The 11967-nt window shown below is 75.4% G+C and carries 10 protein-coding genes and 1 pseudogene; 4 read left to right on the forward strand and 7 right to left on the reverse strand.

Annotated features, from left to right (window positions below):
- Window positions 1-47: 47 nt before the first annotated feature.
- Complete coding sequence (locus tag OG553_RS02995; protein WP_405982934.1) at window positions 48-272, forward strand: DUF2087 domain-containing protein; 225 nt, start codon at window positions 48-50, stop codon at window positions 270-272.
- On the opposite strand, the gene OG553_RS03000 is transcribed toward OG553_RS02995, so the two are convergent.
- Window positions 245-1009, reverse strand: coding sequence for a metallophosphoesterase (locus tag OG553_RS03000; RefSeq protein ID WP_405977448.1), 765 nt, complete (start codon window positions 1007-1009; stop codon window positions 245-247). The two genes, OG553_RS02995 and OG553_RS03000, sit on opposite strands and share 28 nt — an antisense overlap.
- Before the next feature lie 245 nt (window positions 1010-1254).
- Between OG553_RS03000 and OG553_RS03005 the strand changes: the two are divergent.
- Window positions 1255-1890: pseudogene (locus OG553_RS03005) on the forward strand (phosphoribosyltransferase); the annotation flags it as partial.
- A gap of 23 nt (window positions 1891-1913) precedes the next feature.
- On the opposite strand, the gene OG553_RS03010 reads toward OG553_RS03005, so the two are convergent.
- The 5 genes from OG553_RS03010 to OG553_RS03030 all read right to left on the reverse strand — a co-directional run bounded on the left by OG553_RS03010 (window position 1914) and on the right by OG553_RS03030 (window position 8413).
- Window positions 1914-3350: a dihydrolipoyl dehydrogenase family protein gene (locus OG553_RS03010; protein WP_405977449.1), complete on the reverse strand. Its 1437-nt coding sequence runs from the start codon at window positions 3348-3350 to the stop codon at window positions 1914-1916.
- Between the two features lie 43 nt (window positions 3351-3393).
- The gene (locus tag OG553_RS03015; RefSeq protein ID WP_405977450.1) at window positions 3394-3786 is read right to left on the reverse strand and encodes a thioredoxin family protein; all 393 of its coding nucleotides are present in this window, start codon (window positions 3784-3786) and stop codon (window positions 3394-3396) included.
- 82 nt (window positions 3787-3868) lie between these two features.
- Window positions 3869-5308: an aldehyde dehydrogenase family protein gene (locus OG553_RS03020; protein ID WP_405977451.1), complete on the reverse strand. Its 1440-nt coding sequence runs from the start codon at window positions 5306-5308 to the stop codon at window positions 3869-3871.
- Between the two features lie 175 nt (window positions 5309-5483).
- Window positions 5484-6683, reverse strand: a complete 1200-nt coding sequence (locus tag OG553_RS03025) for a thiolase family protein (RefSeq protein ID WP_405977452.1) — start codon at window positions 6681-6683, stop codon at window positions 5484-5486.
- A gap of 674 nt (window positions 6684-7357) precedes the next feature.
- Window positions 7358-8413 (reverse strand): LacI family DNA-binding transcriptional regulator, encoded by a 1056-nt coding sequence (locus OG553_RS03030; protein WP_405977453.1) that lies wholly within the window; start codon window positions 8411-8413, stop codon window positions 7358-7360.
- A 210-nt stretch (window positions 8414-8623) separates the two neighbouring features.
- On the opposite strand from OG553_RS03030, the gene OG553_RS03035 reads away from it, so the two are divergent.
- Both OG553_RS03035 and OG553_RS03040 read left to right on the forward strand, forming a co-directional pair.
- Entirely contained in the window at window positions 8624-9868 is a 1245-nt protein-coding gene (locus OG553_RS03035; protein WP_405977454.1) for an MFS transporter, read from the forward strand.
- A gap of 34 nt (window positions 9869-9902) precedes the next feature.
- A complete protein-coding gene (locus OG553_RS03040; RefSeq protein WP_405977455.1) occupies window positions 9903-10598 on the forward strand; it encodes an alpha/beta fold hydrolase in 696 nt (231 codons plus the stop codon).
- A 7-nt stretch (window positions 10599-10605) separates the two neighbouring features.
- Here OG553_RS03040 and OG553_RS03045 read toward each other — a convergent pair whose 3' ends face one another.
- A complete protein-coding gene (locus OG553_RS03045) occupies window positions 10606-11958 on the reverse strand; it encodes a tetratricopeptide repeat protein (protein WP_405977456.1) in 1353 nt (450 codons plus the stop codon).
- Between the last annotated feature and the right edge of the window lie 9 nt (window positions 11959-11967).

Raw genomic sequence — 11967 nt, forward strand, 5'->3', positions numbered from 1 at the left:
AGCGGCGCGAGCCCCGCGGGGTCTCGGACCTCTTCTCCGGAGGGCGCCTGATCGCCATCCCGCGCAAGGTCGCCCGGCGCGAACAGCTGCTGGAGCACCTGAGCCAGACCCTGTTCGCCGCGGACCGGGAGTACTCGGAGCCCGAGGTCAACGACGCGCTGCGGACCGTGCACGAGGACTGCTCCGCGCTGCGCCGCTACCTGATCACCTCGGGCCGGCTCACCCGCACCCGCGACGGCAGCAGCTACCGCCGGGCGACGACCACCCGGTAGTGGGTGGTCAGCCGCCCGTCCTCGCCCAGGACGTGGAAGGCCACGGCCGGCGGCTCGTCGAGGTGGACGTGGTGGCCGGGTCCGGTCTGCGTCTCCCAGGGCAGCCGCAGGGTGGACACCACCCCGGGCGCCACCAGCAGCGGGCGGCCCGCGAAGGTGGTCGCCGCCGCCGTGTGGGCGTGCCCGCACAGGAAGGCGCGCAGGTGGGGGTGGCGCCGGGCCAGCGCCTCCAGGCGCTCCTCGCCGAACTGCCGGATCCCGTCCACGTACGGGGTGTGCAGCTCGACCGGCGGGTGGTGGAAGGCGACGAGGACGGGCACCTCGGGCGGGGTCCCGCCGAGGACGCCGTCGAGCCACTCCAGGGTGGAGTCCTCCAGGTACCCGTGGTCCTCCCCCGGAACCGAGGAGTCGCACACCGCCAGCACGAAGCCCTCACCCCGCAGCACCTGGTCGACCGGGGCGGCGGAGGGCTCCTCCTCCCCCAGCAGGCCCCGCCGGAAGGCGACGCGCTCGTCGTGGTTGCCGGGGCAGATCACCAGCGGGTGCCGCGAGGTGAGCAGCTTGCGGGCCTCCTCGTACTCGCCGGGGGTCCCGTGGTCGGCGATGTCCCCGCTGACCAGGACCGCGGCGAGGTCGTACGGGAGGCCGTCCAGGTACTCCAGCACGGCGCGGGTGCGCTCGGCGGCCCGGGGCCCTCCGTCGAGGTGGACATCACTGAGCTGCGCTATCACGATCACGGGCGGTGGCTCCTTCGTCGCCGGTCCGGACGCCGGCGCCGCGGGTGACGACCGGTCACCGGGCGGCCGGGCGAGGTCCCGCCCAACCTATCCGACGTGATCATCCGGGCCGAGTGCGCGCGATGCCCCCACGCCCCACCGGTCCCCTCCCCGGTCCCCGGTCCGGCCAAGGCTCCGGCTCCGGTTGCGGCGGGGCCGCGGATGGGGTTCGTTCGAAGGGGACGCCCGGAACGGGGTGAGCCGCTGTGATCTTCACCGACCGTACGGACGCGGGCCGGCGCCTCGCGGACGCGCTGCGCCCCCTGCGGGACGAGGACCCCGTCGTACTGGGGCTGCCGCGCGGCGGGGTGCCCGTGGCCTTCGAGGTGGCCAGGGCGCTGGACGCCGCCCTCGACGTGATCGTGGTCCGCAAGCTCGGCGTGCCGCACCACCGGGAGCTGGCCTTCGGCGCCATCGGCGAGGGCGGCGTACGCGTCCTCAACGAGGAGGTCGCCCGCCTGAGCCGGGCCCCCGAACGGGAGCTGGCGGAGGTCGAACGCGAGGAGCGGGCCGAGCTGGAACGGCGGGCGCACCGGTTCCGGGAGGGGCGGGCGCGCGTGCCGCTCCGCGGCCGGACCGTGGTCGTGGTCGACGACGGGATCGCCACGGGCGCCACCGCCGCGGCCGCCTGCGAGATCGCCCGCGCCTCGGGCGCGGCACGGGTGGTCCTGGCCGTTCCCGTGGCGCCGCCGGAGGCGGTGGTCCGGCTGCGCGGGGCGGCGGACGAGGTGGTGTGCCTGTCGTCACCGCCCGCTTTCCGCGCGGTCGGAGAGTGGTACCGGGACTTCTCGCAGACCCCGGACGAGGAGGTCGTGACGCTCCTCGCCGAAGCGGCGGCCGGACGTGGGGGCGCCGGCGGGGGCGGTCAGCCCCGGTAGGCCTCCAGGAGGCGCAGCCAGACCTCGCTGATGGTGGGGAACGCCGGGACCGCGTGCCACAGCCGGTCGATGGGGACCTCCCCCGCCACGGCGACGGTCGCCGCGTGCAGCAGCTCGGCGGCGCCCGGGCCGACGAAGGTGACGCCCAGCAGCACCTGCCGGTCGAGGTCCACGACCATGCGGGCCCGGCCCCGGTAGCCGTCGGCGTACAGGCCCGCGCCGGAGACCTTGCCGAGGTCGTGGTCGACGGCGCGGACCCGGTGGCCGGCCCGTTCCGCCTCCGCGAGGGTGAGGCCGACCGCCGCCGCCTCCGGGTCGGTGAAGACCGCCTGCGGGAGGGCCTGCGTGTCGGCGGTCGCCGCGTGCGCGCCCCAGCGGCCGGTGTCCGGGGCCGGGGCGCCCGGTCCGGCGGACCGGGCGACGATGGCGGCGCCCGCGATGCGGGCCTGGTACTTGCCCTGGTGGGTCAGGAGCGCCCGGTGGTTGACGTCCCCGACCGCGTACAGCCAGTCGTGTCCGGTGACCCGGCAGCTCTCGTCGACCCCGAGCCAGTCGCCGGGCGTCAGCCCGACCGTGTCCAGCCCGATGTCCTCGGTACGGGGGGCGCGGCCGGTCGCCATCAGCAGCTCGTCGCCCTCCAGCAGCTCGCCGCCCTCCAGCACCACCGTGACCGGGCCGGTCGGGCCGTCCCGTACGACCGCTTCCACCGCCACCCCGGTACGGACCACGGCGCCGGCCTCGGCCAGGGCCTCGGCGACCAGCTCCCCGGCGAAGGGCTCCATCCGGGGCAGCAGCCCGGAACCCCGCACCAGTACGGTGACCTTCGAGCCGAGGGCCTGCCAGGCGGTGGCCATCTCGGCGGCCACCACCGAGCCGCCGACGATCAGCAGCCGGCCGGGCACCTCCCGGGCGGAGGTGGCCTCGCGGCTGGTCCACGCCCCGGCCCCGGCGAGTCCGGGCAGGTCGGGGAGCAAGGCCCGGCTGCCGGTGGCGACGACGACGGCGTGGCGGGCGGAGAGCACGTGGTGCACGCCCTCGGGGCTGGTCACGGCGACCTTGCGGATCCCGTAGAGGCGGCCGTGGCCCCGGTAGAGGTGGGCGCCGATGGAGTCGAGCCAGTCGAGCTGGCCGTCGTCCTTCCAGTGGCCCGTCCAGTAGTCGCGGTGCGCGAAGACCGCCTCGGCGTCGAGCGGCCCCCGGACGGAGTCCGCGAGCCCCGGCACCCGGCGGGCGTCGGCGCGGGCGAGGGCCGGGCGCAGCAGGGCCTTGCTGGGGATGCAGGCCCAGTAGGAGCACTCCCCGCCGACGAGCTCGCTCTCCACCAGGGCCGTGCTCAGCCCGGCGGCGCGGGTCCGGTCGACGATGTTCTCGCCGGCCGGTCCCCCGCCGAGCACCACCACGTCGTACTCCACGGCTTCGGTCATGCGGACCAGTGTCCCCGCAGCGGCCGGGCCTCGTGCGGCAATCTCAGGCCTCCGGCGTGCCGGGGGCGTTCCCTTCGGTCTGGGAGGCGGCGATCTTCGCGCGGACCTCGTCCATGTCGAGGGCGCGGGCCTGCCCGATGAGGTCGGTCAGGGCGGCCTCCGGGAGCGCTCCGGGCTGCGCGAAGACGGCGACCTGGTCGCGGACGATCATCAGCGTCGGGATCGAGGTGATCTGGAAGGCCGCGGCGAGCTCCTGCTGGGCCTCCGTGTCCACCTTGGCGAAGACCAGGTCGGGGTTGGCCTCGGCGGCCTTCTCGTAGACCGGCGCGAACTGGAGGCAGGGACGGCACCAGCCGGCCCAGAAGTCGATCAGCACGAACGGGTTCTCGCTGACCGTCTCGTCGAAGTTCTCCTTGGTGAGCTCGACAGTAGCCACGGTTTCCAGACCTCCTGTATTGCGGGTGTCCTGAAGGAACGAACGGCCGCCCCGGCGCATTCCGCGACCGTGTGGGAAACCCCTAGAAGGGGTGGCCGGGGGCGGTGGTGCGGGCCGTGGTCCAGCGCAGTTCGGTGAAGGCGTCGAGGTTGGCCTCGCCTCCGAACCGGGCACCCGTGCCGGAGGCGCCGACCCCGCCGAAGGGGGCCACCGCCTCGTCGTTCACCGTCTGGTCGTTGACGTGCGCGATCCCGGTCGGGATGCGCCGCGCCAGCTCCAGGCCGTGTCCCGCGTCGGCGGTGACGATGCCCAGGGAGAGTCCGTACGGGCCCGCCGAGGCCAGTTCCACCGCCTCGTCCTCGGTCGCGAAGGAGCGTACGGGCGCCACCGGGCCGAAGACCTCCTCGGCGTAGGCGGGGGTGTCGTCGGCCACGCCCGCCAGCACCGTCGGCCGGTAGAAGAGGTCCTGGTGGGTGCCGCCTGCGACGAGCTTGGCGCCCTGTTCGACGCTGGCGCCGACCAGGCCGTGGACCCGCTCCAGCTGCGTCCGGTCGAGCAGCGGGCCCAGGTGGACGCGGTCGCGGAAGGGGTCGCCGACGGCGAGGGCCTCGGCGCGGGCGGCGAGCCGCTCCACGTACTCGTCGTAGAGCGAGGTGTGCACGAGGTGGCGTCCGGCGGTCATGCAGATCTGGCCCTGGTGGAAGAAGGAACCCCAGGAGGCCTGGGCGACGGCCGCCTCGACGTCGGCGTCGGCGAGCACGACGAGGGCCGAGTTGCCGCCCAGCTCCAGGTGTGCGCGCTTGAGGTGACGGCCCGCCAGCTCGCCCACGGCCCGGCCGGCGGCCGTGGACCCGGTGAAGGAGACCACGCGCACCAGCGGGTCCTTGACCACCGCGGCGCCCGTCTCCGCCCCGCCGGGCAGTACGTGCAGCAGCCCGGACGGCAGTCCGGCCGCCGCGAACACGGCGGCCAGGGAGAGTCCTCCGCTGACGGCGGTGCGGCGGTCCGGCTTGAGCAGGACCGCGTTGCCGAGCGCGAGGGCCGGGGCGACGGAGCGGATGGAGAGGATCAGCGGGGCGTTGAACGGCGCGACCACCCCGACCACCCCGGCCGGGACGCGGCGGGTGAAGGAGAGCCGGGGCGCCTCGCTCTGCAGCACCTGCCCGGCCGGCCGGGAGGCGAGCGCGGCGGCCTCGTAGCACTCCTGGGCGGCGACGTGGAGTTCGAAGTCGGCCTTGCCGGGTATGGAGCCCGACTCCCGCACCAGCCACTCGCGCAGCTCGTCCGCGTGCGCCGCGAACAGGTCCCCCGCGCGGCGGAGCACCGCCGCCCGCTCCAGGTGGGTGGCGCGCGCCCAGTCGAGCTGCGCGGCCCGGGCGCGTACGGCGGCCTCCGCGACGTCGGCGGGGCCGGCGAGGTCTACGGTGGCCAGGGTACGGCCGGTCGCGGGTTCGACGACCGGGGCGGTACCGCCGGTGAGCGTGGGTCCGTCCTGCCAGAGTGTCGGATCGAGCAGCGGCATGGCGCGGGGCCTCCGGGTGGGGGTGGGCGGGCGGGGCGGGGGGCGGCAGCAGGCGCCATCGTGCCAGACCGGGGGCGTCATCTCTGTTCAGTTATTGGGCAGTTGACAGGACCCCGTGACCGGAAACGATCGACGGGGTCTTGGGGTGTGGTGTATCGCCGGCTGCCGCCGGCTCCTACCGCTCCAGGACCAGGGCGATGCCCTGGCCCACGCCGATGCACAGTGCCGCCATGCCCGTGCCGGAACCGGCCGCCGCCAGCTGGTGCGCCACGGAACCGGCCAGCCGGGCGCCCGAGGCGCCGAGCGGGTGGCCGATGGCGATGGCGCCGCCGCGCGGGTTGACCACGGCCGGGTCCAGCTCCGGCCAGGCCGCGAGACAGCCGAGCGCCTGCGCCGCGAAGGCCTCGTTGAGCTCGAAGGCCGTCAGGTCGGAGAGGGAACGGCCCGCCTTGCCGAGGGCCCGCTCCACCGCGTCGACCGGGCCGAGGCCGAACAGCTGCGGCTCGATGCCGGTGACGGCGGAGGCGCTGATCCGGGCGAGCGGCTCGCGGCCCGTCGCGGCCAGGCCCTCCTCGTCGGTGAGCAGCAGGGCGGCGGCGCCGTCGTTGAGCGGGGAGGCGTTGGCGGCCGTGACCGTACCCGAACCGTCCGTCCGGAAGGCCGGCTTGAGGCGGGCCAGTGCCTCGGGGGTGGAGCCCTCGCGGATGCACTCGTCGCGGGCCGGGTCCGCGCCGGGGTAGGGGACGACCTCGCCGGCGTACAGCCCGTCCGCCCAGGCGGCCGCGGCCTTGCGGTGGCTCTCCAGGGCGAAGGCGTCCTGCGCCTCGCGGGTGATGCCGTGCTTCTCGGCGACCAGCTCGGCGCCCTCGCCGAGGGAGGCCGTCCACTCGGCGGGCATCCGGGGGTTGGTCATCCGCCAGCCGAGGGTGGTGGACCACATCTGCTGGTGCCCGGCGGGGAAGGCGCGCTCGGGCTTCTGCACCACCCAGGGGGCGCGGGACATCGACTCGACGCCGCCGGCGATGGCGACGGAGGCGTCGCCGAGCGCGATCGCGCGGGCCGCCTGGATCACGGCCTCCAGGCCGGAGCCGCAGAGCCGGTTGACGGTGACGCCGGGGACGGTGACCGGCAGCCCGGCCAGCAGCACGGCCATCCGTGCCACGTCGCGGTTGTCCTCGCCGGCGCCGTTGGCGTCGCCGAAGACGACGTCGTCGATGCGGGCGGGGTCGAGGTCGGGCGTACGGTCCACGAGCGCGCGCACGACGTGAGCGGCGAGGTCGTCGGGGCGGACCCCGGCGAGGGCTCCGCCGAACTTGCCGATCGGGGTGCGGACGGCGTCGACGACGTAGACGTCGCGGACGGTGCGGATGCTCATGGGGGCTCTCCTGGGCGGCTCCGTACGGTCGGCGGCGGACCGGGTGCCGGCGTGGGCACCGGGACCCACCCCCGGGCACGCCCGGTGGGGCGCGCCCGCAGTTTCCGCCGCGGGGTTGGGGTGTGTCAACGGTTGCCCTTGCCCCGGCCGGCCCTTTGCCCTGGCCGGGCGGGGTGCGGGGGGTGCTGCGGGGCCGGGGCGGCCGCGGGGGGGTGCCCTGCGGGGTGGGATGGCTGCGGGGCCGGAGGCCTGCGGGGTGGGGTGGCTGCGGGGTCGGGGGTGGTGCCGGGGTGGGGTGCCGTCCGGGACGGGCTTCGATGTTCGGCGCCTGTTCCGGATCAGGTCGTACGGGGTGCCGCGCGCCGAAATCATCTCGTTTTAGTCCCGGACGACACCCCACCCCGTCCCCACCCCCGACCGGTGCCTTCAGCCTCGCCGGCGTTTGAGGCGCGGGGGTGCGGGGGCGGAGCCCCCGCAAGGGGTCCGGGCGCAGCCCGGGGAACGGGCGAAGGGCGGGTAGGGGACCCTCGCCCGCGCAGCGGCCCACCCGGCCGCAGCCGACCCACCGGCCCCGGCCACCCGAACCGACCCCGCCCCAGGACCGACGGCCGGAGGCTGTCGCAGCGGGCCGAAGCCCGGGAAGCGCGCCAGCGCTGAGCGGTGCGAGGCCCGCGTCAAGAAGGAGAAGGAGTCGAGTCGCGGGGCACCGCAACGGCCGCCATCAGGTCATGCCGCTCGGTGATCTCCGAAGGATCCCGCACGGCCGCGTCCACCAGCCCCGCCAACCGCTCCCCCGTCGGCATCTCGATCCGTACCGTGCTCAGCCTCGGCCGCAGCAGCCGTCCGATCAGCAAGTCGTCCGCGCCGATCACCGCCGTGTCCCCGGGGATCCGTACCCCCGCGTCCTGCAGGGCCCGCATCAGCAGCATCGCGTACTCGTCGTTGTACGCGAACACCCCGTCCAGCCCGAGTTCCCCCCACCGCGCGGCCAGCGCCGCCGCCGACTCCTCCGTGTAGGCCATCGGCAGGGGCCGTACGAGTTCCGCGCCCGGCACGGACCCGGCGCCCGCCAGGCGGGGTGCGGAGAACAGTTCCAGGCCGCCCTCCTGCGGGACGACGACGCCGATCCGGCGGCGGCCGCGTTCGACGAGGTGTTCCGCGGCGCGGGCGCCCACCTCCGCCTGGTCCATCACGAGAGCGTGCGCGCCCGGGACCGTGTCCGGGCCCATGGTGATCACCGCGCGCGCTCCGGCCCGTTTGAGGGTGGCGACGTTCTGCGGGGACAGGGCGGTCTCCCCGAGGGAGATCACGGCCACGGGCCGCAGTTCGGCCCAGGCGCGGGCGGCCTCGTCGCCGCCGAGGCCGAGGCTGCCGTACTGGACCACGGTGTAGTCCAGGCGGCGCAGGGCCCATTGGAGTTCGTTGAGGAAGTTGCTGTAGAGCGGGCCGGCCGGCACGTGGGAGGTGGGCAGCAGGACGATTCGGGTGTGCCCGGCACGCAGGCTGCGGGCGGCGGCGTGCGGTACGTAGCCCAGCTCCTCGGCGGCCGCGCGGACCCTGCGCCGCGTGGGCTCGCTGATGCGCACGGCTTCGGCGTTGTTCAGGACGTACGAGACCGTCGCGCGCGAGACGCCCGCCAGGCGGGCGACGTCGGCGCTGGTCGGCACGGGTGCCGCGGCGGGCGGGGCGGTCGGAGTGCGGCGGCCCGGTGGGTTCGGTGAGTCAGACATGGCCCGGGCATCTTTCCAGAACGGTTGCGCACGGGGGCTAGCGGTTGGCCGGAAACGGGTGCTAGACAGTGCTTACACGTTTCAGTGACACGTGTAACCATCTCTTCGCCGGCCCCTCCCAGACGTGCCGCCGCCCCCTCGCACCCCGTCGCACCCCGCCACCCGCGACGGGGCGGCGCGCACCCCTCCACCCCTGCCCAGGAGGGCACCATGGCTCTTTCCTCCCACGGCACCGGCACCGCCGCCGCCACCTCCGACAGACCCTCCCCCGGCCGCGGACTGCTGCCACTGCTGCTCATCGGCAACACCGCGATGTACGCCCTCTACATAGGCGTCGCCGGCATCCTGCTCGCGCTCCAGGTGGAGCGCGTGGACCCGGCCGACAAGGTCGCCAACTTCGGCCTGATCGCGGGGGTCTCCGCGGTCTTCGCGACGGTGTTCAACCCCGTCGCGGGCGCCCTGTCCGACCGCACCGGACGGCGCAACCCGTGGATCCTCGGCGGCGGGCTCGCCGCGGTGCCGGCGATGCTGCTGCTGGGCCTCGCCGACACGATCCTGCTGATCACCATCGCCTGGTGCCTCGGCCAGGCCGTGATGAACGTCTACCAGGCAGCCATCACCTCCGTCGTCCCCGACCGGGTGCCGGTGAGCGCCCGCGGCAAGGCCTCGGCCGCGGTCGGGCTCGGCCTGCCGTTCGGCTCGGTGCTCGGCGCGCTGGCCGGGGCGGCGTTCTCCGAGGACTTCCGCACCGGTTACCTGGTTTTCGGCGCGATCGTGGCGGGCACCGCGGTGCTGTTCACCGCCTGCACCCGTGAGCAGCCGCTCCCGGCGCGCGCCCCGCTGCCGGTACGGGCCCAGCTCGCCGCCTTCGCCGGCGCCCTGCGCGACCACGACTTCCGCTGGGCGTTCATCGGGCGGGCGCTGCTCGTGCTCGGCTACTTCGCGGTGAGCGGGTACCAGCTGTACATCCTCCAGGACCACACCGTGCTGCCCGAGGGGATGGAGCCGGAGGCGGCGGTGGCCGTGCTGATGCCGCTGTCGAGCGTGGCGATGGTCGTCTCCACGGTGGCGGGCGGCTGGCTGTCGGACCGGCTCGACCGGCGCAAGCTGTTCGTGGGGGCCTCGGCCCTGCTGTCGGCGGTCGCGCTCGTCATCCCGGCCGTTTCGGCGAGCTGGACGGCGATGCTCGCCTTCTCCGTGGTCAACGGGCTGGCGTTCGGCAGCTACATGGCCGTGGACACGGCGCTGGTGACGATGGTCCTGCCGGCGGCGGAGGACGCGGCGCGCGACATGGGCGTGCTCAACATCGCGAACGCCGGTCCGCAGATCGTCGCCCCGTTCGTCGCCTCCGTGGTCGTCTCGGTGAGCGGCGGCTACACCGCGCTGTTCGTCGTCGCCGCCGTGCTGGCGGTGGCGGGAGCGCTGGCGGTGCGCCCGATCCGCGGCGTCCGCTGACCTGTTGGACGAAGATCCCGGAAGGAAACGCACCGTGCGACTCCACACCCGTACCTGGGGCGAGGGCGACCGCCTGGCCCTGCTGATCCACGGCATCATGGCCGACCACCGCACCTGGCGCCGGGTGGGGCCCGCCCTCGCCGGGCTCGGCTACCGCGTGATCGCGGTGGACCTGCGCGGCCACGGCGGAAGCGGCCGGGGGCCGTACGGCCCCGAGCTGTTCGCCGCCGACCTCGCCGAGACCCTGCCGTCCGGTGCGGATCTGGCCCTCGGCCACTCGCTGGGCGGCCTGGCCCTCTCCCTGGCCGTGGACCGGCTGCGGCCGGCCCGCGCGGTGTACTCGGACCCGGCCTGGCACCTGGCGCCACCGGAGCCGGGCTTCGGCCCGGAGGCCCTCGCGGGCTTCAAGGCGGCGGACCGGGCGCGGATCCGGGCGATGAACCCGCGCTGGGAGGAGGCGGACGTGGACGTCGAGCGGGAGACACTGGCCGTCTGGGACGAGGCCACCGCACTGGGCCTCGTACCGCTCTTCGGCCGGGACCTGCTGCCGGCGGCCCCGCTGGTCCCCTCGCTCGTCCAGCTCGCCGACCCGAGCTCGGTCGTGCCGCCGGAGCACTCCGCGTTGCTGGAGGCCCGCGGCTTCGAGGTCCGTACGGTGCCCGGAGCCGGACACACCATCCACCGCGACGACTTCGAGGGCTTCATGGCCTCGTTGGAGGGCTGGGTGTGACCGTCGGTCAGAAAGGCGGGCACTCGCTGTAGTCCCCGGGGGCGGGCAGGGGGACCTCGGGGAGCGGGGTGCGCAGGAGGGCGACGGCTTCCTCCGGGCGGCCCAGGTCCACGAGGAGCGGGGCGAGGTCCCGGCGGTGCAGGGTGCGGTCCGTCTCCAGGACGGCCACGGCTTCCTCCGGGCGGCCGGAGGCGGCCAGGAGGCGGCCCAGTTCCTCCACCGCGTACCAGGTCGCGCCCTCGGGGTGCGCCCGGACCTGCTCCACCGCCTCGTCCAGCCGGCCGCAGGCCGCCAGCAGCGGGCCGCGCAGCCGGAACAGTTCCCATTCCTCCTCGCCCCGCCGGGACCTCAGGCCGTCGAGGTGGGCGAGGCCCTCCTCTGCCCGGCCCTCGGCGGCGAACAGCCCGCACAGCAGGTGGAGGGCGTAGTCGTCGCAGGTGTCGTGCGCCCTCATCACCTCGATGGCCTCGCCTCCCCGGCCGTGCCGGGCGAGGAGCTGCGCGAGCAGGGTCCGGGCGTGCCCGAAGTCCTGGGCGGCGTGCGGCCGGTAGACCTCGACCGCGCCGGCCACGTCCCCCTGCTCCTCCAGGTGCTCCGCCAGCCGCCGGACCGCCTGCGGGTGCTCGCCGTCGGCGGCGTAGGCGCGGAGTTCGGCGATCCGGCCGTGCTTCACGAGGAGTTCGGCGAGCGGGTCCCGGTTGTTGACCGGGGTCGCGCCGTACTCGTACAGCACCGCGAGCGCCTCTCCCGTACGGCCCTGCCGCTCGCGGACGGACGCGAGGAGGTTGACCGCGTTGAACGGCTCGGGGCCGCGCCCGGCGCATTCCGGACCGCCGCACCGCCCGCACGGGCGGTCGGGCGCGGTCCGGGCGGCCAGCCGCTCCGCGACCTCGTCGCCCCGGCCCAGTACGAGGGCCACGTCGGCCAGCGCTTCGGCCAGGTACCAGTCCGCGATGTGCGGGACGAGCAGGGCGTACGCCTCCTCGGCCCGGCCGTGGCGGGCCAGCAGCGGCGCCAGCTCCGCCAGCGCGGACCGTTCGCCGGCCGCCGCGAAGGGGCGCAGCATTCCGATGGCCTCCTCGCCCCGGCCCGTCGCGTCGAGCAGCCGGGCGGCTTCCGCCACGGCGGTGAACCAGCCCGTCGCGGTGTAGCGGGCGACCACGGCGAGGGCTTCGTCCGTGCGGCCCTGCCCGGCCAGCCGGCGCGCCCAGGCCCGGGCGCAGTACCAGTCGCCGTCCTCCGCGAGGGCCTGCTCGCGCACGAGGTCGGCATGTCCGAGGTCGAGGAGCCGCTCGACGAGGTCGGGCGGTACGCCGTCCCGGTGCGTGCGGGTCCGTTGGTCGAGTGCGGCGGCGTCCATGCCATGAAC

The sequence above is a fragment of the Streptomyces sp. NBC_00158 genome, from assembly GCF_045160885.1.
Classification (GTDB): domain Bacteria; phylum Actinomycetota; class Actinomycetes; order Streptomycetales; family Streptomycetaceae; genus Streptomyces.